The 25,375-nt window shown below is 52.1% G+C and carries 23 protein-coding genes; 12 read left to right on the top strand and 11 right to left on the bottom strand.

Features of this window, described 5'->3' with window-relative positions:
* Positions 1-129: 129 nt before the first annotated feature.
* The 3 genes from P2W70_RS18270 to P2W70_RS18260 are packed head-to-tail and all read right to left on the bottom strand — an operon-like array spanning position 130 to position 5,924.
* Positions 130-2,028 (bottom strand): DUF3857 domain-containing protein, encoded by a 1,899-nt coding sequence (locus tag P2W70_RS18270; RefSeq protein ID WP_276482947.1) that lies wholly within the window; start codon positions 2,026-2,028, stop codon positions 130-132.
* Positions 2,029-2,034: 6 nt separating this feature from the next.
* Positions 2,035-3,984 (bottom strand): DUF3857 domain-containing protein, encoded by a 1,950-nt coding sequence (locus P2W70_RS18265; RefSeq protein ID WP_276482946.1) that lies wholly within the window; start codon positions 3,982-3,984, stop codon positions 2,035-2,037.
* Between the two features lie 5 nt (positions 3,985-3,989).
* On the bottom strand, positions 3,990-5,924 hold the full coding sequence (locus P2W70_RS18260) for a DUF3857 domain-containing protein (protein ID WP_276482945.1): 1,935 nt from the start codon (positions 5,922-5,924) through the stop codon (positions 3,990-3,992).
* 326 nt (positions 5,925-6,250) lie between these two features.
* On the opposite strand from P2W70_RS18260, the gene P2W70_RS18255 reads away from it, so the two are divergent.
* Positions 6,251-7,186 carry a TraB/GumN family protein gene (locus P2W70_RS18255; RefSeq protein ID WP_276482944.1) on the top strand — a complete coding sequence of 312 codons (936 nt, stop codon included), beginning with the start codon at positions 6,251-6,253 and terminating at the stop codon, positions 7,184-7,186.
* Between the two features lie 81 nt (positions 7,187-7,267).
* On the opposite strand, the gene P2W70_RS18250 is transcribed toward P2W70_RS18255, so the two are convergent.
* Positions 7,268-7,684, bottom strand: a complete 417-nt coding sequence (locus P2W70_RS18250; RefSeq protein ID WP_276482943.1) for a nucleoside-diphosphate kinase — start codon at positions 7,682-7,684, stop codon at positions 7,268-7,270.
* Between the two features lie 89 nt (positions 7,685-7,773).
* On the opposite strand from P2W70_RS18250, the gene P2W70_RS18245 reads away from it, so the two are divergent.
* Both P2W70_RS18245 and P2W70_RS18240 read left to right on the top strand, forming a co-directional pair.
* On the top strand, positions 7,774-8,784 hold the full coding sequence (locus tag P2W70_RS18245; RefSeq protein ID WP_276482942.1) for a DHH family phosphoesterase: 1,011 nt from the start codon (positions 7,774-7,776) through the stop codon (positions 8,782-8,784).
* Positions 8,785-8,865: 81 nt separating this feature from the next.
* Positions 8,866-9,840, top strand: coding sequence for an FKBP-type peptidyl-prolyl cis-trans isomerase (locus P2W70_RS18240; protein WP_276482941.1), 975 nt, complete (start codon positions 8,866-8,868; stop codon positions 9,838-9,840).
* Positions 9,841-9,909: 69 nt separating this feature from the next.
* On the opposite strand, the gene P2W70_RS18235 is transcribed toward P2W70_RS18240, so the two are convergent.
* The 5 genes from P2W70_RS18235 to P2W70_RS18215 all read right to left on the bottom strand — a co-directional run bounded on the left by P2W70_RS18235 (position 9,910) and on the right by P2W70_RS18215 (position 14,376).
* Positions 9,910-10,356 (bottom strand): GNAT family N-acetyltransferase, encoded by a 447-nt coding sequence (locus P2W70_RS18235; RefSeq protein WP_276482940.1) that lies wholly within the window; start codon positions 10,354-10,356, stop codon positions 9,910-9,912.
* Between the two features lie 84 nt (positions 10,357-10,440).
* A complete protein-coding gene (locus P2W70_RS18230) occupies positions 10,441-11,322 on the bottom strand; it encodes a retropepsin-like aspartic protease (RefSeq protein ID WP_276482939.1) in 882 nt (293 codons plus the stop codon).
* 125 nt (positions 11,323-11,447) lie between these two features.
* Positions 11,448-12,698: an ankyrin repeat domain-containing protein gene (locus P2W70_RS18225; protein ID WP_276482938.1), complete on the bottom strand. Its 1,251-nt coding sequence runs from the start codon at positions 12,696-12,698 to the stop codon at positions 11,448-11,450.
* A 14-nt stretch (positions 12,699-12,712) separates the two neighbouring features.
* Positions 12,713-13,693 (bottom strand): ankyrin repeat domain-containing protein, encoded by a 981-nt coding sequence (locus P2W70_RS18220; protein ID WP_276482937.1) that lies wholly within the window; start codon positions 13,691-13,693, stop codon positions 12,713-12,715.
* Between the two features lie 11 nt (positions 13,694-13,704).
* The gene (locus P2W70_RS18215; RefSeq protein ID WP_276482936.1) at positions 13,705-14,376 is read right to left on the bottom strand and encodes a GNAT family N-acetyltransferase; all 672 of its coding nucleotides are present in this window, start codon (positions 14,374-14,376) and stop codon (positions 13,705-13,707) included.
* Between the two features lie 46 nt (positions 14,377-14,422).
* Between P2W70_RS18215 and P2W70_RS18210 the strand changes: the two genes are divergently transcribed.
* Together P2W70_RS18210 and P2W70_RS18205 are read left to right on the top strand one after the other, a co-directional pair.
* Positions 14,423-15,712, top strand: a complete 1,290-nt coding sequence (locus P2W70_RS18210) for a GNAT family N-acetyltransferase (protein ID WP_276482935.1) — start codon at positions 14,423-14,425, stop codon at positions 15,710-15,712.
* Positions 15,713-15,849: 137 nt separating this feature from the next.
* Complete coding sequence (locus P2W70_RS18205; protein ID WP_276482934.1) at positions 15,850-16,746, top strand: hypothetical protein; 897 nt, start codon at positions 15,850-15,852, stop codon at positions 16,744-16,746.
* A gap of 86 nt (positions 16,747-16,832) precedes the next feature.
* Here P2W70_RS18205 and P2W70_RS18200 read toward each other — a convergent pair whose 3' ends face one another.
* Both P2W70_RS18200 and P2W70_RS18195 read right to left on the bottom strand, forming a co-directional pair.
* On the bottom strand, positions 16,833-18,095 hold the full coding sequence (locus tag P2W70_RS18200) for a DUF1501 domain-containing protein (RefSeq protein ID WP_276482933.1): 1,263 nt from the start codon (positions 18,093-18,095) through the stop codon (positions 16,833-16,835).
* 13 nt (positions 18,096-18,108) lie between these two features.
* Positions 18,109-20,124: a DUF1800 domain-containing protein gene (locus P2W70_RS18195; protein ID WP_276482932.1), complete on the bottom strand. Its 2,016-nt coding sequence runs from the start codon at positions 20,122-20,124 to the stop codon at positions 18,109-18,111.
* 327 nt (positions 20,125-20,451) lie between these two features.
* Between P2W70_RS18195 and moaA the strand changes: the two genes are divergently transcribed.
* The 7 genes from moaA to moaCB are packed head-to-tail and all read left to right on the top strand — an operon-like array spanning position 20,452 to position 25,368.
* Positions 20,452-21,432 (top strand): GTP 3',8-cyclase MoaA, encoded by a 981-nt coding sequence (gene moaA / locus P2W70_RS18190; RefSeq protein WP_276482931.1) that lies wholly within the window; start codon positions 20,452-20,454, stop codon positions 21,430-21,432.
* A gap of 37 nt (positions 21,433-21,469) precedes the next feature.
* Positions 21,470-21,748, top strand: a complete 279-nt coding sequence (locus P2W70_RS18185; protein WP_276482930.1) for an Rdx family protein — start codon at positions 21,470-21,472, stop codon at positions 21,746-21,748.
* Between the two features lie 26 nt (positions 21,749-21,774).
* Positions 21,775-22,962, top strand: coding sequence for a molybdopterin molybdotransferase MoeA (locus tag P2W70_RS18180; protein WP_276482929.1), 1,188 nt, complete (start codon positions 21,775-21,777; stop codon positions 22,960-22,962).
* 6 nt (positions 22,963-22,968) lie between these two features.
* Positions 22,969-23,712, top strand: coding sequence for a sulfite exporter TauE/SafE family protein (locus P2W70_RS18175; RefSeq protein ID WP_276482928.1), 744 nt, complete (start codon positions 22,969-22,971; stop codon positions 23,710-23,712).
* A 43-nt stretch (positions 23,713-23,755) separates the two neighbouring features.
* Positions 23,756-23,989: a MoaD/ThiS family protein gene (locus P2W70_RS18170; protein ID WP_276482927.1), complete on the top strand. Its 234-nt coding sequence runs from the start codon at positions 23,756-23,758 to the stop codon at positions 23,987-23,989.
* 18 nt (positions 23,990-24,007) lie between these two features.
* Positions 24,008-24,454, top strand: a complete 447-nt coding sequence (locus tag P2W70_RS18165) for a molybdenum cofactor biosynthesis protein MoaE (RefSeq protein ID WP_276482926.1) — start codon at positions 24,008-24,010, stop codon at positions 24,452-24,454.
* Between the two features lie 2 nt (positions 24,455-24,456).
* Positions 24,457-25,368, top strand: coding sequence for a bifunctional molybdenum cofactor biosynthesis protein MoaC/MoaB (gene moaCB / locus P2W70_RS18160; protein WP_276482925.1), 912 nt, complete (start codon positions 24,457-24,459; stop codon positions 25,366-25,368).
* Positions 25,369-25,375 lie beyond the last annotated feature (7 nt).

Genomic DNA, 25,375 nt, shown 5'->3' with positions numbered 1-25,375 from the left:
CATGAAGGCAGCCAGCCATAGAGATGACTGAGAGACAGGAGTGATCCAGACAGCATGTATATAACAAACGGGTGATGCTTTATCAGCGTCACCCGTTTGTTATTATTACTTGTTGCCTCTATGCCTCTCTTACTGTTTTTTGATGACAATACGCTGCGCATCATCGAGCGCCACTTCATCGAAGAACTTCTTGATGGCTGGATATTCGGCGGCTGGTATCCGGTGCTGGTTCAGCACAAGGGTAGTTGCAGAATAGACGGCTTTGGTATCTTGATCGAACCAGCATTTGCTGATATAGCTGGCCATGGGGCATTTGATCTCCTTGGGCTGGGGCAGGGCGTCTACCGAAAAGCCTTCCGGTAATTGTATCACCGTCGTGTCGTTTTTCTGGTAAGGATTGTGGAAAAAATAGTCCATTTTCCGGTCCTCGCTTTTGGGCAGGATACTACCTGTCATTTTATACTGGCGTGGACTCAGGAACATTTTGTTGCCGGCAATGAACTCCGGTACTTTCTCGACCACCATTTCCAGTTCGGTCTCCATCTTGCCGGCAGCTTCCTTTTTGATCAGGTTGAATTCATCAGGCTGTTTGAATCCCATGCCATTGATGATGAAGTTCTTCTGGTCGTCTTTTTTATCTTCCATCAGATCGCCGATCACATCCTTGTATTCTCCGGTGATGCGAAACGTACTGACCAGCTTGCCCGACCCATCGGGCTGTATGGTGACTTTCGTCAGCACGTTGAACAGGTTGTCTTTGCTGTTGCTTCTGGGGGTACTCACCAGCACTCCGCCTTCTTCCGTGACCAGCAGGGCATTCCTGTTTTCAGTGAATACGCCCAGCACGCCAAAGTCATTGGTCTTACTGGTACACTCGAGCCAGATACTGTCTTTGGGTTGCGGAACACAAAGGATCACATGGTTGAAGCCGCTCATGGGAAAATTAGGATCTACCGGTTCTTTGTTGTATGTCGCATTGATCAAGGCCGGATGACTTTTGATGCCCACGGCCCTCAGGGCGGCATACATATAATTGGTAAGGCCTTTGCAATCGCCGTACTTCTTTTGGTCGGTAAACGTGGCCGGCAATGATTTCCAGCCGCCGATGCCCAGCTGAATACTTACGTAGCGAAAGTTCTTCTGCAGGTAATCGTAGACCAGTCTTACTTTTTCGCGGTCATCCTTGGCGTCTTTCACCAGGTTTTGCAAAAAAGCCTTCCGGTCATCGGGCAGTACTTCCAGTCCTTTGTGCAGGTTGTTGTACCAAAGACCCAGGTTCTTCCAGCTGCTCATATCGCCTTCGTAATCGTCCATCTTGAAACGGTTGGCCGCCAGAATGATGCGGGGATACCGGCTTTCAGGGCTTACGGCATTGGGCTCCGATTTGATGGCCGCCAGGTTACTGACCGACCAGGTATAGGTCTTGTATTTTTCATCCTCGGTTACAGTCGGTGGTAATTTGATCTGCTGCTCTTTGTAGCGCAGGTCAAGCGCCTTGGGTACCTTGACGGCAAAGGTGGATTGTTGTATCCCTTCGTCCGGTACGATCACGCTGTACGATGGAAGGAACAAGGACCCTTTGAACTTCGACTCTATCACCGTTTCGATGGTGATGGGATAGGAGGGGGCAGGCACCCTGATGAAAGCATATTTATTGTCATCGATCAGACCGTCGCTGCCGCCATAGGTCATCATGTCTTTCTTCTTGTATTTGTTGATCTGCTTACCGGTGGCATCGTACACCCGTATGTCGACGTTTTCAAGAAAGAAGAATTTGTTGTCGAATTGTTCCGTGATATTCAGGCGCGAAGCGCCGTCTTCGTTCAGGATGGTATATACCTCATGGGTCTTCAGGTACCCCCGGTCAATATCAGTGATCTCGAAAAACGAGTTTTCATAGCGCTTGATGACAGAAGCATTCTTCTTGAGCGAATCCGGGATGGCCGACACCGCCAGCGGTGGCAGTTGTGCCTGGCTCCATATGGCCAGTAACAGCGACGGGACCATCAACAAGGGACTTTTTCTCATAGTTCGTTACTTTTTCTTGAATACAATTTGCTCATTCAGCATATCGAACATACGCTTGTAAAATTCTTTCAGTTCGCCGTATTCATCGACCGAATACAGGCTTTTCTTCATTTCGATCTTCAATCGTGCCAGTACCTTGTTGGTATTGGCGTCTTGAAAAAGCTCGCGGGCAAAGACAACTGTTTTGTCGCTGTTGACCACCTGAAGTGATTTGGGTAGCGCGTCTACCACATAGCCCGCAGGTATTTCGATATACGTGCTGAAGTTGATCAGGCGACGATACCCGAAATTGATATCACTGAAGCGGTTGTTGGCGAGGAAGGGATTCGTTTCGAAACCCGAGAACAGGTTGACGGGTACGAAGATATAGTCGCCGGTAGCTGTTGCCGGTGTCCTGAACTGGATTTGCTGACTCAGGGGCAACGAATCGTTGTTTTCGTTTTTAATACTAACAGAGTCTACCGCGATCTTCATATCCTTGGTCTCGAAGCCACTCAGGTAGCGGTCGCGGCCCCTTTTCCAGTCACCCAGCCGTTCTGTACGGGCATATTGCGCGCTATTGATGTAAGCTACGCCCTGTAGGTGCTGATTGCTGTCGAGCTTCAGCGAAATGGTGACGCTTTCCTTGAATTGCAGGGCGTCGTCGGTGATGTTGACCAGCCCGCCTTTTTTACGGTGTACGACAAAAGCGGTGGTATTCAGCACGTCGAAGGGGATCATTTCCGGTTGTCCCAGTACATCGGTGGCATCGAGGTAATATCGTTTATCACCGATGATGACGGCTACATAAGTAGCGTTGAACTGGTCGACAAAGGGATACTGGGTATTGACCTTGCCATGGTGCCGCGTACTCACCAGCATAGGGTAAGCCTCCAGACCTGCCTCGGTGAGCAGGTTGAGCAATACAAAGTTCACTTCAGCTACGTTGCCCTTGCGTTTGCTCCAGGCGGTTTTTACGCCATCGCTGCTGCCGTAACCGGTGAAACCGGTCCAGCTCATGTTGCTGCGGGTGTACTGATAGATCTCACGCATCTTTTCCTCCGGTGTTGGTAGCCTTTTCAAGGCCGCCAGGAAGGCTTCGGTGCCGCTGAGGCTCTTGCCTACCTGCGAACCAAAATAAGAAGCGGCACCCAATTCTTTGGTGACCTCATCCCAGGAGGTCATGTATTTGGTGCGACCAAAACCGCTGTTGTACCCGGAAAGCTGGAAGGTGACACGCTGCAGGTAATCCTTGCGCGCGTCCATATAGGGTTCATCCCGCAGACCGGGAATATTATTCATTTCGAAATAGATCTTTCCGTCGTTCGAATTGGGTTTTACCACAACCTGCATCTGGTCGCTTTTGTGCACCATATAGGCAAACTCGTAGTTGGGCGGTATCGCCAGGTCGAATTTGCTTTTGACGACAGGCAGGTCTCGTTGAAACTCCCAATCTTCCAGGGCTGCGATGCTCTTCATCTCGCTCCGGTATTTGTATTCAATGATGGTGCCGGGCTTCACATCCGGAAAAGCAAACTTCTTCTGGGACCACAGTTCATTGCGCGGCTGTGTATAGATCGACTTGCGGTCTACCGCCTGCGACACCAGCTGGCCTGCAGCGTTGACAGAAAAGGCAACGGCTTCCAGGTCATCGATCCGTTGAAAATCATCACGGGTATAAAAAGGGATCTCGATATCGCTGTAGCCCACCCCTTTTTCTTTCAGGATCTTGATGCGGATATGCCGGTAAGTGATCAGGTGCCTTTCGTCGTTGTAGTCATTGATGGCTTCATCGATCAATACAACCGCTACGGCCTCACTGTCAAAAGCACAAACGGTAAGGGCCCGCTCTTCTGGTGTAATCTTGCCCCAGGTCTCGAAATCGGGTTGCGCCTGCGCCATACCCAGCGAACAAAGGAGGATCAGTAGCACCAGCAACCGCGGCAACCACTTGCATTTCACCACATCAACGATCATGTATGTTAGGATTTAGCTTTTTTGCGAATCGCATACTGCTCATTCAGCAATGCGTACAATTGCTTGTAAAATTCCTTAAAATCCGGATATTCTTCAGGCGTATAAAAAGGTTTTGAAAATTCGAGTGAAATGCGTACTGCCATCACGTTCTTTTCGGCATTGACCCGTCGGGTGATGGAAATGCTGGTGTCGGGCATGATCATTCGGACACTCTTGGGCAAGGTTTCAAACTCATACGACTCGGGGATGGTGACGTTGGCTACGATCTGGTAATTCTGGTTGGTGCCAAAAAATACATCCGAGAAGCGGTTGTCGGCGACAAACGGGTTCTTTTCAAGACCGGTAAACAGGTTGACCGAGAAATACCGGTAGTCGCCGGAGCTGTTGACGGGTTGCGTAAAGGCGAAGCTTTGGTTGAGGGGCAGGGAGTCGATCGCCTCGTTTTCGATAGCAATGCTATCGATCTTTACACCGGCATTGGTCGAGGTGAAAAACTTCTCGATGAATTTGTCTTTACCGAGCTTCAGGGTCGGCATCCTGTTGACGCGGGAGTAGTCGTAACTGGTCACGCTGGCATTGCCGTTCATCACACCCTGCTCGTCGATATTGGCCCGCAGGATGATCGTTTCGCGGAAATGCGGCTTCTGGTCCCACAATACCTTCCAGCCCCAGGCCCAGGTATCGATCTTTTCGATGGCCAGCCCTTCGGAATACATGAGGTCGTAAGGGATCAGGTTGGAGGGGGTATATTTTTCCGTGGCATCCAGCACGTATACCTGTTCGCCAATCGTCACATGTGCCACTACTTTATTGAAAACACGCGAGCTGGCAAAGGAGGTATTGACGCGGCCGTTATCGCGTGTACTCACCAAGAGGGGAGAAGCCTTGAGGCCGGCATCCTTCAGGAGGTTGACGAGTATCAGGTTGATCTCACCGGAAGTCCCTTTTTTATCTTTCCAGGCAGCGCGAACACCATCAAAAGCCCCGATGCCCCGAATATTGTTCCATTCCATGTTTTTTCGAACATACTGGTGCACGGTCGACATGCGCTGGTAGGGATCGGGTTGTTTCTTCAGCATGCTGTCGAGTTCCGTGGTGCGCGGAATATCCCGTTTCATCTGTACCCCGAAATTCTCATCTTCCGCCAGGGCTTTGATTACCTGGGGCCAGTTGAGCAGCAGGCTTCTGCGGGGCATACCAGGGTTGTTGACGGCGATCAGCTTGGTTTCGATCCGTTGCAGGTAATCGTCCTCACAAGTGATAAAGGGTTCATCGCGCAAGGCCGGTACGTTGGTCATGGACATGGTCTTGACGGTACGGCGTCCCTTGTTTTCGGTTTTTTGCTCTACTGGCAGAACGGCCAGGGCATTGCAGGTAAATTCGATCTCTTCGGGCAGGTCAACGCGGTAGCGGCTGTATTTGACGGGAATGGAGCGTTGAAAATACCAGCTGGCCAATCCCAGATTTGAATGGGTGTATTTGTATTCGATGATGCTGCCGGCCTTTACATCAGGAAAGGTAAAGACCTGCTCGCTGTTGTACTTGTTGAGTGCTTTTTCGTAGATCAGCTTTTTATCTACTTTGGTGGCCACCACATTGCCTCCGGCGTCGAGGTTATAGGTTTGCGCGGTAAGGCCTTTGATGCTTTCATCGTTGCGGTAAGAGAAATAGGGAATACGGATATCGGCAGCTTTCAGCCCCTTATCCTTTAAAATCTTAATACGTATATGCCGTACCAGTTCGATCTGGCCCATCATATCTGCATAGGCTTCAGCAGCGTCGAAAAGTACCACGGCTTCAGCCTCTTTGTCAAAATCGCATTCCCGGGCAAGCAGATCGGCCTTTTCTACGGTACCGAATGCAGGAATGTCTTTATCGCGCTGTGCCAGTACAGGCACAGCAAGCCCCATCAGGGCGATCAGGGTAATCGTCTTTCTCATGTCGGAGGTTTAGTTTTTTTGAACCTGGGAGGTTCGCCGGGCAGCTATAGTCCTGCTCCTTAACGCAGGATCGGGCAACCTATTATACCGGAACCGCCTACAGGAATAATAAATAATTTAGTAGCATATTTGACTACGGGAAGTTAGATTTGCCAGTGGAGGTGGTTGGTTGGAGACGTATACGTGCAGCATGCCGGGCACGCAAGACCGGAGGTTTTGGAGGGGTTGCATATCAGGGGTTATTTGGTGACAATGATAAGGAAAAAAATAAACCAACAAGTATTAAAAAATAAAAGCACTTGATCATGTTCGTGAAAACATCTTTTATGGCAGTTTGTTGGGTGGCCCTGGCAGGATTCGGGTATTCGCAAACGAAGAAGCCCACCCCGGTGAAGACGATGTCGGCCAAGCCGGCGACTGCCAAATCCAATACAGCCGCAAAGCCGCGCCCCACCGAGAATACACTGCTGTGGGAGATCACCGGCAACTACCTGAAACAGCCTTCTTACCTTTTCGGTACTATGCATATTCTTTGCGATAAGGATGCAACGTTGAGCCCTAACCTTAAAAAGGCGATCAAGGACGTTCAGATCATCTATTTTGAGCTGGATATGGACGATATGGGTGAGTTGATGGGCGCCATGAAATACCTGCGCATGACCGATGGTAGAAAACTGCAGGATCTGCTCACGGCCCAGGAGTATGCGCGCGTGGAAAAGTATTTCAAAGAACACAAGACCCCATTGCCGCTTTCTTTCATGACCCGATTTAAGCCTTTTTTTGTATCCAGCCTGATCGGCGAGCAGGTCATGACCTGCGAAAATGGCAAGAAGAACGGCATGGAGAGCAAGATCATGGAAGAGAATAAGCAATACAACCATGAGATCAAAGGCCTGGAAACGGCTGAGTATCAGGCTGGTTTGTTTGATAGTATCCCCTACGAAGACCAGGCGAAGGAATTGGTAGCGTACATCGACAGCATCGATACCTACAAAAAAACGACCCTGGAAATGGTCGATGTATACCTCAAGCAGGATCTGAAGCGGATGGATTCGCTGGTGGCTAAAAGCGACCCTAGCATGGAGAAATATATGGATCTGTTGTTATATCAGCGCAACCGCAATTGGGTCAATATCATGCCCAACCTGATGGGGCCAGCCCCTGCCTTGTTTGCCGTTGGTGCAGGGCACCTAACCGGCGATCAGGGCGTCATCAACCTGTTGCGCAAGCGGGGCTTTACCGTAAAGCCGTTGGTGAATTAAAGGCGACGGGTATACCGAATGAATACTAAAAAGGGGCAGCGTACCAGTACGCTGCCCCTTTTTAATAGAGAAATATCGATCTTAGAATTGCTCCAGGCCGCTGAAGAAGAAGCTGCCTTCGATGGCTGCATTCTCATCGCTGTCGCTGCCGTGTACAGCATTCTCGCCCAATGAAGTGGCAAATAATTTACGGATAGTACCTTCCTCCGCCTGAGCAGGGTTGGTAGCACCAATCAGTTTGCGGAAAGCTGCTACTGCATTCTCCTTTTCGAGGATAGCTGCAATGATCACACCGCTGCTCATGAAAGACACCAGCTCGCCATAGAAGGGGCGCTCTTTGTGCACAGCATAGAATTCGCCGGCTTTTTCAGCGCTCAGCTTTGTTTGTTTTAAAGCTACGACCCGGAAACCTTCTTTAATGAAGCGGTCCAGGATTGCTCCGGCATGACCATTTTTCATTGCATCCGGCTTGATCATCGTAAACGTGCGATTGCTCATATAGTTTAACTCAATTTTGGCCGCAAAGATAGGGCGAGATTTCGGATTTGGCTATTGGACTTTATTTCTGCAACTTTGCCAACATTTTTATGCAACCCATCCAGGAAATATACCCATTACTTACTACGCCCCGCCGAGTGGTCATCACCATGCACCAAAAACCCGATGCCGATGCAATGGGTTCGGCCCTGGGCCTCTATCATTTTTTGAAACAGTTTGGCCATGAGGTGACCGTCGTATCACCCACCAACTGGGCCAGGTGGCTCAACTGGATGCCCGGTTGCAATACCGTCGTGGATTTTGAACTGAACCGCGACAAGGCGGAGAAGATCATGGATGCCGCAGAATGGTTCTTTTGCCTGGATTTCAATGTGTTGCTGCGTACCAAAAACATGGCGCCCAAACTAAGGTCGCTGAATTGTACCCGAATCCTCATCGATCACCACCAGCAACCCGAAGAGGCCAGTTTTGCTTACGGTGTCAGCGATACCAGCAAAAGCTCCACCTGCGAAATGATCTATGATTTCATCAAAGGATCGGGGCACCTGGACAAGATCAATATTGAGATCGCTGAATGCCTGTACGCCGGGGTGATGGCCGATACGGGTTCTTTCCGTTTCCCGGCAGCCAGCGCCGCTGTACACGAAATGGTGTCATACCTCAAGGCCCGCGGCCTCAACCATACGCAGGTACATGAAAACGTGTACGATAACTTCCTCGAGAACAGGCTTCGCTTTATCGGGCACGTGCTGTTGCACCGCATGGAAGTGTATTACGAATACAATACGGCGCTGATCGCCATCAGCAAAAAAGACCTGCTGCGTTTTGAGATCAAGACCGGCGATTCCGACGGACTGGTGAATTATCCCCTGAGCATACAGGGTATCAAAATGGCGGCCCTGGTAATCGATCGCGATGAAGAAAGAAAATGGAGCTTCCGCAGCAAAGGTGATTTCGACGTCAATACCTTTGCCCGTAAATATTTTGAAGGAGGCGGCCATTACAATGCAGCCGGTGGGCGCAGCAGCGCTTCACTCGATCAAACGGTAGAAGACTTCCATAGAGCCATGGAAGAAAGTGCGGCAGCCCTGCAAGATTGATAGCTCAAACAGCAAAGAAATCAACAATCAATATAATTGCCCCTGAAAAGTGGCAGGAGACCTATAAAACAAATAACTCAAATGAAAAGAACAAAGTTTCTTCTTGGTAGCCTGGCAATGGCGCTGCTGCTGGCGGCCTGTTCCGGCGGTGGATACAAAAAAACAAAGAGCGGCCTCTTGTACAAGGTGATTTCCGACGGAAAAGGTAAACCTGCTGAGAGGGGCCATATTCTGAAGTTTCACGTTGCACAACGCATCAAGAGTGGTTCCAAAGACAGCCTGTTGGGTGAAACATTCGGTAAAATGCCTTCTTACGCAAAAGTAGACAGCGTAGGATCTACCTACAATCCTGCCGAGATCTTCCCCTTGCTGCGCAAAGGTGACAGTGCGGTAGTGGTGCTGATGGCCGATACCCTGTTTGCCAAGAACCCCGGTGGTTTGCCACCCTTCATCAAGAAGAAAGACCAGATCATCATCTCCTTCAAAGTGATCGATGTATTTACTTCCGATAGCACTGCACAGGCAGATAATATGGCGGAAGGTTCTAAGGAACAAGCCCGTCAGATGGCAGAACAGCAAAAAGCAGCTGCTGAAGGCGAAAAGCTTCGTGGTCCTGCTGTAAAAGAGATCGAAGACTACCTGGCCAAAAACAATATCAAGACCGAAAAGACCCTCAATGGTACTTTCGTTCAGATCAAGGAACTCGGTACTGGTCCTCAGGCCGATTCCGGTAAGAAAGTAATGGTGAAATACACCGGTAAACTGTTCCCTTCCGGTAAAGAATTTGAAAGCAATATGGATGGCAGCCGTCCGCCACTCGACGTAGTAGTAGGTACAGGCTCTGTGATCCGTGGATGGGATGAAGGCCTCGCCAAGTTCAAAAAAGGTGGCAAGGGTACCCTCTACATTCCTTTCTTTGAAGCTTATGGCGACCGTCCCGGTCCTGGTCAAAAGCCTCATGAAAGTCTGATCTTCGACATCGAGATCGTTGACGTGACAGACGCAAACGCGCCACAAGCGAATATGCCTCCGCCACCACCACCAGCCAACAGATAATCACTGGCTATCGATAAGCAAGAAGGCAGTCCCGCGAGACTGCCTTCTTGCATTTATGGGTAGTTGTTGCTACCTGTCTCCCAGTATCATTTGCAGGATTGGGAAGTCTTTTCCTTCACCGTCTTTCTCCAGCCTGTTCACAACCCGAAATCCCCTGGCCAGGTAAAACGCCAGGGCGCCGGGATTGTCTTCATTCACGTCCACCTGCGTCACGCCACACTGCCCGATTGCATAATCGGCCAGCAGACTGCCGTATCCCAGGCGGAAAAACCCAGGATGAATGAATAGCATTTCTATCTTTCCTTCAGCCAGGCCCAGCAAACCAGCCGGTTCACCGGCCTCGGGCAGCAAGTAATACAGATGGACCGCATCGAAATAATCTTCCAGTATCTTTTTACGGAAATAGACGATATCATCCTCGGTGAGGAAATGATGCGTGGCCCGCACGGACGCCTCCCAGATATCGATCAGGGCAGCATAATGCGAACGGTCGGCGCGAAGTATTTGAACAGACATTGCGCAAAAATAAGCCGTCGGCAACTGATGTTGGCCGTTGCGGGTATCAATGGCGCATTCCGGTGTTTGAATTGCCGGGCGCGATTATTTACGGGGTAGCAACAGCCTTTTACGGGGTATATCGATGGTGATGCGGTCGCCCAGCCAGTTGATGCTGGTAATGCCTTCCCAGATCAGGCCATCGATAAAGGTGGTCTTGATGTTCTTGACCCCTGCACCCGGTGTAGTCGTGCGCAGTTCCTGTAGCGTGGTACTGTAATAGTGATTGCCTTTCGTGGTGTCGAAGGGACTGCGCGCGTATACGTTGGTCGTTTGCGTGGTATCGATACCCAGTTGTTTCATATAACGTGCACTGAAGCGGAATACATTCCAGCCGGCGCCGCAGTCGAGTGAGATCTGTGCGGTGACCTTGTTGTTAAGTTGCACATAGGTGGCGATCTCGAGCGAGATATCGCGATCATCGACCACCTGCAGGGGCAGGCTGTAGCTGGCAACCGCCATGGTTTGCAGCGCGGCAGGCGACTCCACGATCAGATGGCTTTGCGCATAGTCGATCGTGAGCGCCCCATGCTTAAAAGGCATCAGCGAAATGAGTCCATCGATGGGGAACTCCATATCTAGCACGGCCGTCTTTTGATTGGCTGCCTGAAAGTTGCCGAGTTGCAGGTCCTTTATGATCCAGATATCCGTTTCGATGGCCTCACCGGTGGCACGGTGTCCTACAAAAAAACCGTCTGTCTTTTGCAGCGAAGCGACCTTGTCCGCAAATTTTTTCGTCAGCAGGTTGAGACCAGCGCCGGTATCGAATATGAAGGTGCCTTCAACTCCATTCACATGAGCTTTGACGAGAATGTGCCCCTGCCCGGTTTTGGTGAACGGAATCACGATGGGCGTTTTGACTTGTGCAGTGGCGATCGCCCATCCGGCAACCGTACAAAACAGGATAGATAGAAGGGGTGATTTCATAGTGGGTGATTTTGCTGCCGCAAATTACTGCGTGTAGTGGCTACAGCAAAATGATAATGCCCCAATCACTGAAGCTGCCCGACCGAAGGTGTACGGAAGTTGGAATGGGTTGTTGAGCAGTGGAATCATGTTGTAGTGCCGTATTGCCTGAATAGTTGATCGAGCTGCTCGAGGCTTGCAGGCGCAAAACCGCTTTCCTGCTGCAACCAGGTTACCGTACCAGGATCCACCGGAGCTCCCTGTTGCAACAGGTAACGGATCGTAGCCAGGTGGTCGACGGTTTTGGCTGGCCATCGGTACACCTCGCTGCTGTTGCCAATGGCCCATAAGGTGCAGCCGATGGCATTGCCGCCGTAATGATTCCGGGTCGCCATCGAGGTACCCCGACTCACTAGCAGTTCGATAACTTCCGGATGGTTGCCTATGATAGCCCAGTGAAGACCGGGTAATCCATGGGTATAAGCATCGGGAAGCGCTCCCTGTTGTAAAAGATATTCCACGACGGGTGCGTGATCGTACGCGCAGGCCCAGGAAAAACCGAGTTGTAGTTGGTGCAGCGTAGCCCCTTCCGCCAGTTGGCCGGGTGTGGTGAAGAAGGCCTGCACACGGTCCAGTCGTCCCACACCGGATGCAGCTTCCAGGTTGAGCAGGGCACCACGGCCGGCCAGGTAGTGTGCTGCTTCCGGGCGGCCATTGTGCAGGCAACCCAATACAACGCCTTGTCCATTGCCCGAAGCCTGCGGGTGGTCGATGGTGGCGCCGGCAGTGAGCAGCAGGTCTAGTAGCGGGATCAATACACCCGCCTGAGCAGGGTGAATACTGGTGGCCACCAGGCCCAGTGTGGTACTACCGCCGTACATATCGGCCAGTGCATCGACGTCTGCGCCGGCAACCAGTAATAGTTGCGTGATAGTGGTGATATTGGAGGGGGAGATCTGCCGGTAATTTTCGACCCCGTTGGCGCCGGCATAATGCAATAGCTGCGCATGATGGGCACGCATCGACCTGGTATGCACAATGGCAGGGTTCGTAGCTATAATAGCACGCAGTGTATCGGTATCACCTTGTACAACGGCATCGGCCGCTGCCTCGAATTGGGCTGTTTCGGAGCCCGATGGCAAAACCGCTGTAACCCAGGTTTCGAGGGCTGTCCAGGTATCGAATGCATAATACCAGGCCACCGTGTTGGCGATGGCGGTACGATCGACGCGCTTTTGCAAGAACTCCTGGGGCGATAATCGCCACCATCCCGGGTGGCCCTGGTGTACCTGTTGCATGGCTGCACGGTCACCGCGTTCAAAAGCAGCCAACAGTTGATCTACTTGTGCGTCATAAGCAGCAAGTCCGGCGGTCAGTGGAAGTGGTGAAAGCGTCATGGTCATTTTTTGAGTTAATGGGTGGCACCGGCAGCACGCAGTACGGCTATTAACGGTGTCCATTGTTTTTTGATGGCCCAGGCCAGGGGCGTGGACCAGGGGGCGCCGCTCAATTGCGGATTGGCTCCACGGTCGAGCAGCAGGTGCACCATGTCTGTATGCCCCCAACGCACGGCCATACCCAGCGGGGTAGACTGATATTCTTCATCGATGGCGTCGATATCGGCGCCATAATCCAGCAACAGGGTGGCCTTGTCGGTATAGCCCTTTTGGGCCATATCATGCAGCAACGTGACATGGTGCCAGCTCATGGTATTGGCATCCATACCAGCTTGCAGCATAAAAGCGGCGTGATCGTATTGTTCAAAATAATAGTATTGCGCCCATTTAAGCAGCGTGGGAACCGTGGCGCCATAGTGCATCAACAGTTGCACCAACGCACGGTTGCCCTCCTTGGCGGGCATACACAAAATACCTTCCGACCAGAAAAAACTATTGTCTGTTGCCAGCGACGGCTTGTCTTGTAACAGGCGTTCCACCAGGTGGAGGTCTTCCTCGTCTACTGCCTGCTCAAACGCTTTTTCTTCGTCCGATCGTTGGTAGTGGATGGCACCATAGTCACCCTGGTATTTTGAACGTTCTGGTGTAGCGAGGAATTTTTCCAGCATCGCAGCGATGTGGTGGTGTTCTCTGTCGCGGGCGATGGTCAACAAGGAGTCACCAAACGGATAGGTGCGGTAATCGGGGGCCAGGGCTCCCCGCTGCAGCAACCAGTCGACCAACTCTTCATGGCCTTCCCGTACTGCCAGGTGAATGGGTGGGGTATAGTTGTACTGTGCATACACCAACCCGGGTGCTGCTGCCGTCATGGCCGCCAGCTGCGTCGTTGCGCCTGCTGCTGCCGCTTGCAGTACTTCCCATAGTTGGTGCGTAGTAGACAGTCCTCCGGGTATCGTGACAGATACGGGTAGCGTTAATTCAGGTGGTTGCAACACAATATTGTTGTTTAATCGATGGGGCAAATAGCGGCTAACTTTTCCAGGTCTTTCCAGCCATAGCCACCGTGAAAATCGCCTTTTTTGTCGTAGAGCCGTTCGCCATGCAGGGTTTCGTAAAAGCGGTTGGAGGGGTTTTGTGGTACCCCGAAGCACAGCATGGACCGTATGCCCTGGCCGAGAAATTTTCGGGCGATATGGCCGATCAGTAAGCGGCCAAGGCCCAGGCGCTGGTATTCGAGCAGCAGGTAGATCTTGCTCAGTTCGCCCTCAAACCCGGGCATATCCGGGTGGCTGTAATGCACCCCATGGGCAAAGCCGATCAGTTTGCCCGCCCGGTTTTGCACCACGAAACAACACCAGCTGCCGTCTTGCTGCTTGAATACCTCCCGCCATTGGCGCTCCCGGGTCTCGTGCGTGGGCGGTTGCTTGACCGTCCAATACGTATCGGCCCAGGTTTGAACATGGAGATCGACCAGCGGCAACAGGTCCTGATCGGTCACTTCGCGGATGGTGAAAGATTCCAGGGTTTCGCCCCATTCGCGGAGGCGGCGCCTGTTGGTACTGCGCGAAGGCCGCTTGAGGCCCATTATAAAGCGCCCGATGGTCAATTGAAAGCTGTTCATGGCATACTGCTTGAAGAGGTGCAAAAAAGCGAACCCGTGTACTATAAAGTTAATCAATTGGCAGGTTTTTCCGAGTAGCTTTACCATCACTTAATTCTTCCCCATGAGCAATTCCGACAAACAAGGTGAAGCATTGCGGCAGGCAACGGATGAGCAGCTGGAGCAGGCTGTCGCAGCCAACCACCAGCAACTGTTCGTATCCAATGCCACGGCGCTGGGCGGCACGGTATACCGCGATCAGGGCCTGGTATACACGCATACTGCCAACAACGGAGCAGAAGTGGCTTTTCCGAAATTCAACGGAGCTGAGATCGGAGTGCAGCTCGACCGGATGATGCAGCATTACCGCCACCTCGAGGCTGGACACATCGGGTTTTGGTCGTTGTATCCGGCCCAGCCGCCCGACCTGGGCGCTTATCTCCTCGCCAGGGGCTTTCAACCCGGTTGGTGGCCCTACTGGATGGTGCTGGAGCCTTCAACCCTGCGGGAAGGATTCAATACTCCAGGTGCATTAGCAATAACACCCGACAATGATACGGCGATCGTCTCCATCGCCGGACTGCCCTATGGAGACGGCGGAGCCTTTACACCGGCTCTGTTAGGGGTTTATCCCGTCCAGGCGCAGCGTTTCCTGGCCAGGATCAATGGGCAGGTCGTGGGGCAAACCTGTTTATTCTTTACCGAAGGTTTGCTGGGCATTGCCGGTATGTACAATGTAGGAGTGTTGCCTACCCATCAACGGCAGGGTATCGGCAAGGCGTTGGTGATCGCCGCCAGTCAGTTTGCTTTTGCGAAAGGGTATCGGTATGTGATGCTCAATGCCAACCACATTGGCAGACGTACGTACGAGCAGGTGGGGTTTCGCTTTGTGGGCATGGGGCGTACCTGGTGGATCGTCAACAAAAACTACCTGCGCCAAACTGTATCACCAGGTTTGACAGCCCTGGCAGAAGCTACCGGCCGTGGAGCCATTGCTGCCATGGAAAAAGCGTATGATGCGTTAACGAAGGAAGAGCTCGATCAGGCGCTACCGAATGGCATGACGGTGATGCAGGTGGCGGCTTATTTCAAACAACAGGCAGCCGCCCAATGGCTGATCGATCGGCAGGCCACCTGCTCACCGCTGGACGCGTGGGACCTCGGGTGGCATCAGCAGGCAGCTGATATACTGCGACAGCAACCCGGTATCGTCAATCGTACGTACCTTGATTACCGGGGAACCTTGTTACATGTGGCAGCCGATCGCAACGATATGGCGCTGGCCAGGCTGGCACTGGATGCCGGCATTGACCTCCAAATCCTGGATGCACAATACCAGGCTACCGGACTCGGCTGGGCGCAGCACCTCGGGCGCTTTGCCCTCATCACCCTGATCAAGGAAAAAATGAGCTGATGAAACAGCCCTTCCTGGCCGTTTCCTGCATTTTGTCCGCAAATGAAAACAACACGTGTAAAAATGGGCATTCATACCTGGCTTCCCGGTAGTTTTATAAAAAACAGATCATGCAACACCACCGGCTATGTCATTGTATGAGCAAACTGTTGCTCTTGTTCTTATCTCCTGTTGCTTGTCAGGGGCAGCCTGGTCGTGCGACGGTTACCTATAGGGCGACCACACCGGGTGTGGCAGACCAGCGGTCTTTCTTTGCGATACCGGATACCGGTCGTTGCGATTTCATGAAATGGAAATTGACCTTGCATAGCGATGCGGCCGGCAACCGGCCTGCCAGCTTTACCCTTTGGCGGGAGTACGGCTACTATTTCGATAACCGTACCGACCGGTCGATGGGAGAAACCACCCTGCAGGGAAATTGGGATAGTGTATATCTGCAAACAGTCAGTAGAAGCGGCGTTGTATACCGGCTTTGGCATGAGAAGGATAGTATTTTGCTGTGGCGCCTGAATGACAACCTGCTACACCTCGTGGGCACCGACCTGCAATTGCTGGCGGGGTCCGCGGCGCAGAGCTTTACCCTCAGCCGTATGCCGTTGTTACCCGCAACAATCGCGACAGCAGCCTGGCAAACGGCCGACGCCGGGTTGCTGCCAGGTAAAGACACCATCGAGTTTCAGGGGCGTACGCCTTGCCAGGAGCTGATGGCCGATCAGCGGATAGCGGCGTCGGCCGATTGTTTTAAACTGAAATGGAAGATCCTCCTGTTCCGCGATCCACAATCGGGTAAACCAGCCGGCTTTTCCATGCGCCGCGTCATGAGCCAGGCCAATGATCTTACCGGCAGCTGGTCGTTATTACGCGGTACGGCAAGCGACCAGAATGCCCTGGTGGTAAAGTTGGTGAGCCCGGCGCTGGCCGTTCCCTCGTACGGACAATTGGGAGATGGCCAGGTGCTGTTTTTGCTGGATCAGGAAGGCCATCTGCTACCCGGTAATAGTGAGTTTAGTTACACCCTCAATCGTATACGGTAGCACTGCTTGTTGATGAGGGCGAAAAAAAGCGCCAGGCTGGATGAGCCATGGCGCCATTGCCGACGTATTGGATATGGTTGGGTAAATTAACTCATCACACCGATCTTTTGCCCCTTCCAATCGGGAAACAGCAAGGTATCGTTGTTCAGTGCGAGGTGCTTATCGGCCACCTCGCTGAATACTGCCCGGAAGTCGGTGGTCACCGCCAGGTCACGGCCATCTTCGAGGTTCTCGGGGGCCAATGGTTGCATGTTTCCATGAACCTGCCCACCGCTCACCTTGTTACCGAGAATGAAATTGCAGGAGCCGCGGCCATGGTCCGTGCCACCGGTACCATTCTGCTTGACGGTACGGCCAAATTCGGTCATGGTCATTACCGTTACTTCATCCTGGTAAGCCTCCAGGTCATTCCAAAAAGCCGTCATGCTCGTACTCAGGTCAAGTACATGGCGGGAAAAAACACCGGTCACCGCACCCTGGTTGAAATGCGTATCCCAGCCGCCAGACTCGGCAAAAGCTACTTCCAGCCCAACATCCATTTTGATTAGCTGGGCGATCTGCTTCAACGAATTGCCCAGGGCACTGGTTGGATAGACTACGTTGTTGGCTGGTTTGTAATTGCGCACATCTGTTTTCTGCAACAGCTTGATGGCATCGAAACTTTCTTTACCGGTTTTATTGAGTAACGAGGAGGAGGTTTGGTCGTATAGGTCTTCAAAACTTTTAGCGGCGAGGTTGGTGCCAACTGGATTGCCGCGCATCTGGATGGCAAAGTCCTGCAGGTTACTGATCGATACCGAAGGATTTTCTCCATAAAACGAACGGGGCATCGAGCTGGTCAAACTTACCGCGCGGAAGGGCGAGGCTTCATGCCCCAGCAGGCCTACAGCCCGGTTGAGCCAACCACTGGAAGTGCCTTTGTTGAAAGGCGTACCCGATTCCATATAATCCTGCGCATCGAAATGCGAACGGGTATTGTTGGGTGAACCAATACCATGTACAATGGCCAGCCGTTTGTCGCGGAACAATGGTTCGAAACTCGCCATGGAAGGGTGCAGTCCAAAACGGCCATCGAGGTCGATGAGCTGTCCATTGTTATCACCCTTTGCTGCTGTCATGAACAGGGTAGGGCGTGCTGCTTTCAGGTATTCATCGGTGAAAGGCGTTACAGCCATCAGGCCGTCCATCGCCCCCCGTTGAAATATGCAAACGAGTATTTTGTTCTTTTTGTAAGGGGCAATGATCTTCCCGCTTTCTGCGGCCCTTGCCAGGAAGGTAGGCACACCACCCACACCAATGCCAAACAAGGCAAGGCCTCCCGATCTTAAGAATGCTCTTCTGGTAGACATAAGAAATGGTTTTTTATTTGCGTTGAAATTCGGGTGATCCGATAATGATACCCACCACCTGCGACAACATCGTGTTGTTGCCCTTGTTCATCGGCAGGGTGGCGTTGCCGTTCTTGTTGGGATTCTTCGGGATCTTATCGTTTTTCTTCTTTTGTTTTTCTTTCCGGGCTGTCATCAGGCCTGCCGTTTCGTCCATCAAACCGGTATCGTTGGCCGCATCCATCATCGTGCTTTCGCGGGTTGGCGCTGCTTTGCCGGCGGCCTCATTGACCTTTTTGTCGAGGTCGGGCGCATTGAGCAAGGGGGTGAGCCGCTTGAGCGATGCTTCCAGGTCCCGTTCCGGCATGATCATTTTACCGTAAGTAGCCAGGGCAGCTTCAGCGCTCTCCGGCTCGTGGTGGTTGTTGAGGGCATACAGATCGACCGTAACCCCGGGAATGCGGTTGGATGCCAGCGCCAGTCCAAAGTTCATGCGGTTGAGCAGGGAGCCGGTATTGATCCAGTACTTGCCATTGTCTGGAAAACCGGTAGGTGCCTGATAGTAATACAACCTTTGTCCCATTTTATTGATCCAGTTGTACAACTGGGCGGGCTGCGTGATCTTCGCATCGAGGTTGCGCACCGAACTAATGGCCAGCTCGAAGGGCGACTTGGTTTTTTCCCGCAATGCTTCCTTACTCCAGAATTCCGGAGCACTTACCATCGTGAGCAACACTTCCCGGATATTGCCGTTTTTGGCCAGGAAAGTTTTGGCCATTTTATCGATGAGGCTGGGTGGTGGATTGTCGTTGACAAACCGCACGGCCAGTTTTTTCGAGATGAATTGGGCGGTCGAAGCGTGGTGCGCCAGCATGCGCAAGAGGTCAAGGCCTTCTTCAAAACCACCACCTGCTTTAAAGGTATGGCCCAATACAGTCTTGGCATTTTTATCGTGCCGGTTGGCGATGAAGAGGAAATCGCCATCGTGTACATAACCTTGCTTCACCATCTTTTCGGTACCCAGTTTTTCAAGCTGCTTACGCAGGGCATTGTTGCCATATTCCCGGAAGGGGTACACCGTCCAGCCGGTAAGTACACGCGCTGCATTGGTAACATCTTGCTGTGTATACCCACCATCTACCCCCAGGGTATGCAACTCCATCACCTCGCGGGCATAGTTCTCATTCAGTCCGCGTGTTTTGCGTTGCTGTTGAAGTTTTTTAAAAGCCATGGCTTTGGTCGAAGTATCGTCGGCATACCGTTGAGTCATCAGGTCGCGTACCGCGGCCGCTTTTGAATTGGGGGCGGGCGCGTCGTCACTCACGCTGGTAACATTGTCGAGGTAATACAACATGGCGGGCGACTTGGCGGTGGCGATCAGCAGGTTCTCGAAATCGCCCAATACATTGGCGCGGATGATGTCGCGTTCGTAAGGAAGTACGTATAAACCGCACTCGTTTTTCGTGAGGGAGACATTGAAATGGTTGAACCAGAAATCGGTCAGCACTTCCTGCAATTGGTTGTCGGAGTAAACAGCCCGTAATATTTTCTGGTTGAAGAGTTGCGAATACAGTTGTTGCGATGGGCGCAGGCCTTTGTCCTTCATGTATTGCTGCAACTGGTCGCGGTAGGCTTTCTGATCGACCGTGTTGACGGAATCTTTGTCGATATAACCATCGCGTATGGCCCAGCGTACCAGTTGCCCGCCACGGGGATAAATGTCAGAGATCTGGTCATTGGTCAATGTCAGTGCTTCGTAGGGCACCAGCAACTGCGAAAGCGTATCGCTGGGCAGGCTGGCCTCCAATTGCTGGCGAAACCATTTTTCAAGTCCTATGTCTACTACCCGGTCTACATCGCCGGGGCGGGGACCAAAGCTGAAGCGGTTAAGCAGGTGGGCGGCCGCCTGCCGATCGGTTAGTTTAGCTTTTTTGTAAGGAAAGTTGCTGTGCGCGCTGTTCTCTGGCGGAGCCAGCAGGAACGAACAAACGATGCTGCCCGCCACCAGCAAAAAGAAACTACGAGAAAAGATACTGACGAACTTTTTCATATGATGATTTATTGCACGGTGATCACGATGGGTACCGGTCGATGCGGTGACGTCTGCTTACCTGTGACAAAAAAACTGCCACAAATGCTCCTGCATCGTCGCATCAGGAATTGAGACGCAGATCCGCTGCTGAAGTTTAACGTGATTTTAAAATTAATAATGTACAAAACTGGTTAAGGATTGGTGAATATGACCTGCAATTGCCGTTTTTAAGCATGGTTACCCCGCAATAATGAGGTATCTTTATGGCATTGGGGGCAACTGCGCCGGCAGCCTCCCCGGTAATGTTCGAATAAAGACAATGGTTTTACAGTCAACCGATAGTGTATGCTGATAGATGGTTATAAGAGGGTTCATGACTACCTGCGGATCTCACTCACTGATAGTTGCAACCTTCGTTGTTTCTATTGTATGCCCGATGAGAAGATCAGCTGTATGCCGCACAAACACCTTATGCAACCGGAAGAGATCGACCAGATCGCGTCCCTGTTTGTGCGATTGGGGGTGAAGAAGATCCGGTTGACAGGTGGTGAGCCCCTGGTACGGAAAGAGGCGGCGGACATCATTCGCCGGCTGGGTAAATACCCCGTAGAACTCACCATGACCACCAATGGCATACGACTCCATGAGTTTGCCGATGTGTTGCAGGAGGCCGGCCTCCGGTCCGTCAACATCAGCCTCGATACGCTGCAACGCGACACCTTCCAGCACCTCACCCGCCGCGATCATTTTCAACAGGTATATGACAATATCCTGCTCGCTACGCGCCTTGGTATGCGGGTTAAAGTGAATGTGGTGGCCATGAAAGGCATCAATGATGGGGAGATCAATGATTTTGTAGCCCTTACCCAAGAGCTGCCTTTACATATCCGTTTTATTGAATTCATGCCTTTCACCGGTAACCATTGGGAATACGCCAGGGTGATCGGCTTGCAGGAGATACTCGATATCGTAGGCCAGCGCTTCCAGTTTGCGCCGATCGCGCACAAAAAACACGATACCGCCAAGAATTTTCAGGTGGAAGGGCATGCCGGCACTTTCGCCATCATCAGTACCATGACGAAACCGTTTTGCGATGATTGCAACCGGATGCGGCTGACGGCCGACGGTAAGATGAAGAACTGCCTTTTTTCCAGAACCGAGACAGATCTGTTGAGCGCCTTGCGGCAGGGACTTGACATCGACCCCCTGATCCGGGAATGTATAGCGACCAAAGCGGCCGAGCGGGGCGGGCAGATTACCGACGACTACACACACACCGACCCCCTGTTGATCGAGAACAGGTCGATGATCGCTATTGGCGGATAACAACCACTACGAATTTTTATAGTAACCACCACAAACCATGAAACCGACCATCACCATCGAATACTGTCCCAAATGCGGCTGGATGCTCCGGGCAGCTTATATGGCACAGGAGTTACTCACCACATTCGCCGATGATCTTAAAAGCGTTACCCTGCAACCTTCGGAGATTGCCGGAAGGTACACGATCTATATCGAAGATGCCATCGTTTTCGACCGCAAAGAGGCTGGTCATTTTCCGGAGATCAAAGAAATGAAGCAACTTGTACGCGACACCGTGAACCCGGCCAAAAGTCTTGGCCATTCTGATAAAAAATGATGACACAAAAGACTGAAACCCCAGGCATGCTTTCCGTACAGGAAGCCCGGCAACTGATATCTGCCAACACCGCCCTGCGTCCTGCTGTCAACACACCGCTGGAGCATACCCTTGGCAGGGTGTTGGCAACCACTCTGTATGCACCCATGTCCATTCCTGCATTCGTTCAATCGGCCATGGATGGGTATGCTATCAATTATGCCGGCTGGCAACATTACGGTGCGCTCTCGATCGATGGCGAAATGGCGGCAGGCGCTACCGATGCCCTCCGCATCCTGCCACACCAGGCAGCCCGCATTTTTACCGGAGCCCCTTTGCCCGAAGGTGCCGATGCTGTGGTGATGCAGGAAAAAGTGCAGGTCACGAACGATCAGCTGGTCATAGATGATAAAGAATTGCTGGTGGGTGCCAATGTGCGCGCCATTGGTTCGGAGATCACCCGTGGTGCTCTTGCCTTGCCGCAAGGCGCGCTGCTGACCCCGGCTGCTATCGGCTACCTGGCCGGTATGGGTATCCGTGAATTGCCGGTCTATCCTGCACCCCGGATCACTGTCATCGTAACGGGCAATGAATTGCAGGCGCCCGGACAACCATTGCAGTTTGGCCAGGTGTATGAAAGTAATTCCTATACCTTACGCACGGCCCTGCAACAAATGCATATTCCCGGCGTGCAGTTCCTGGCGGTAGAAGACGATTTCGATATGCTGGTAGAGGTCATTGCCAAAGCGTTGGGTGATGCAGACATGATCCTGCTGACCGGCGGTGTCAGTGTGGGCAATTATGATTACGTAAAGGAAGCCGCCGAAACCTGCGGTGTGTATCCGGTCTTTCATAAATTAAAACAGAAGCCGGGCAAGCCGTTGTTTTTCGGCACGCGTGAGCAACAACAGGTGTTTGGCCTGCCGGGCAATCCTTCTTCCGTGCTGACCTGTTTTTATGAATATGTGTATCCATGCATCCGCGAGCAGATGGGATATGGGCAAACCAGCCTTACCTCCGTCAAACTACCGCTGTTGGGTGATTATTCCAAGAAGGCAGGCCTTACGCACTACCTCAAAGGATATGTACAGGAGGGTACTGTAAAAGTGTTACAGGCTCAGGAGTCATACCGCATGCATTCCTTTGCCGTTTGTAATGCGCTTATTATGGTGCCGGATGAAGTGGAGAACCTGCACAAAGGTGATGTAGTAACCGTTCATTTATTACCACAGTAGCCATCTATGGGAGCCACCGAAATACTTTTTTACTGTCTTTTATTGCTTGTCGCCTTTCTATATGCCTCTGTGGGACACGGAGGAGCCAGTGGCTACCTGGCCCTGATGGCCTTGTTCGGAATAGCGCCTGCCGTGATGAAACCCACCGCCCTTGTGCTCAATCTTTTTGTGGCCGGCGTATCGTTCATTCAATATTACCGCGCCAAACATTTTCGCTTCGATATCTGCTGGCCATTGTTGGTGGCATCGATACCGTTGGCCTATGTAGGCAGTATGATCACGCTGGGCGATGCGATCTATAAAAAGATATTGGGTGTAGTCTTGCTGATCTCCGTAATCCGCTTTTTGTTGCCGGAGAAATTGGGCAAGGGTGGACTACAACCCGCCAGCCGGCCCTGGCTGTTCGTGATCGGCGGCGGCATCGGCCTATTGTCGGGCATGATCGGTATTGGCGGTGGCATCATCCTTTCGCCGGTATTGTTACTGTTGCGGTGGACCGACCTCAAGCAAACGGCGGCGCTCAGCGCCATCTTCATCTTTGTGAATTCGGTGTCGGGCCTGGTTGGCCTGGTGCAAAGTGGTAAGGCACAGTTTACCCCGTCGATGTATGTCTATATCGGGGTGGCATTTCTGGGTGGCCTGGCGGGTGCCTGGCTCGGCGCTGCCCGGTTTAAGAACAGTGTGTTGAAATACATCCTGGCAGCGGGTTTGCTCGTGGCAGTATTCAAACTCGTCTTTACGAGCGCTTAGCGCGGACCGCATGCAGCCTTTAAATTAATCGTACTTTTGCCCTATGGCCTATTCAATCCGGTTATTTGGACAGATCGCAGAGATGGCAGGAGCTACTACCCTGGAAGTGGATGCTGTAGCCGATGTGCAGTCCTTGCGTGCCACCGTGGAAGCACGGATACCGGGCTTGCAACAATTGCCCTATCTCGTGGCTGTCGATAAAGACATTGTAACCGGGAATGCCGTTTTGGAAAGCAGTGCCCTCATCGCTTTATTACCACCTTATTCCGGTGGTTAACCGATCACATCTACACGTATGGACAAGGAGAGAAAGATCAAAAACATATTTGTACAGGGTGCTGTGGCGCCTGCCTTCGTAGCAGAAAGCATTGCCAAACACAGCACTAAAACCGATATCGGCGCACACAGCATCTTTATGGGCCAGGTGCGGGCAGATGTCATCGATGGGAAAACGGTAGCGGCCATCGAGTATACCACTTACGAAGAAATGGCGCTGGAAAAGATGCACGAGATACGGGAAGCCATATTCCGCCAATACCCGCTCACCTGTATGCACATCCACCATAGCCTCGGTCGGATCGCTGCCGGTGATATCTGCCTATTCGTGTTCACCTCATCTGGTCACCGCAAAGCGGCCATCGATGCCTGTGCCGAGGTAGTAGAGCGCATCAAGAAAGAGTTGCCGGTGTGGGGCCGCGAAATATTTGACAACGAAACACATCAGTGGAAGGAAAATAAATAAGCATGGTCAACATTACGCACAAGGTGAGCAGTTTGCGGATCGCGGTAGCAGTGGCAAGGCTAACCGTATCCAAACCCGAAACCATAGAAGCCATACGTCTGCGGCAGGTGCCTAAAGGGGATGTGTTTGAGTTTGGCCGCGCGGCAGGATTGCTCGCCGTCAAGAAGACCAGCGACGTCATTCCCGATTGCCACCCCTTGCCGGTCGAGTTCACGGGGATTACCTACGCCATAGAAGACCTGACCGTGGTCATCTCGGTAGAAGTACACACCATTTATAAAACAGGGGTAGAAGTAGAAGCCATGCATGGCGCTTCTGTGGTGGCGCTCACGCTATACGATATGCTCAAGCCCATCGATAAAGGGGTGGAGATCACTTCGATTGCGCTGAAAGAAAAGAAGGGGGGTAAGACCGATTTCAAAGAAAGCCTTACCAGTTCCCTGCGCTGCGCGGTGATCGTGTGTTCCGATAGTGTAGCTGCCGGTTCCAAGCAGGATGCAGCGGGCAAAGCCATCATCGAAAAATTGCAACAAAACGGAGTAACCACTGCACAGTACGAGATCATACCCGACGAGTTCGCCTTGATCCAGGAGAAGGTTTCGCAGATCAGTAATGAAGGATACCACCTCGCCATCTTTACCGGCGGCACCGGCCTCTCACCAAGAGATGTAACGCCCGAAGCGATCACGCCCTTACTCGATCGCGAGGTGCCGGGCATCATGGAGGCTGCACGCGCTTACGGACAGCAACGTACGCCTTATGCGATGCTCAGCCGCGGCGTAGCCGGTTTTATCGGTAATACGCTTGTGTTGACCTTGCCGGGATCAACCCGTGGCGCCAGCGAAACGATGGATGCCCTGTTTCCCTATATCATACATATTTTTCGTGTGGCAGCAGGCATGCGCCACGACTAAACGGGTG

Origin of the sequence: Paraflavitalea pollutisoli, from assembly GCF_029360705.1 — a bacterium.
Taxonomy (GTDB): Bacteria; Bacteroidota; Bacteroidia; order Chitinophagales; family Chitinophagaceae; genus Paraflavitalea; species Paraflavitalea pollutisoli.
This window is presented reverse-complemented; position numbering and strand designations above follow the sequence as displayed.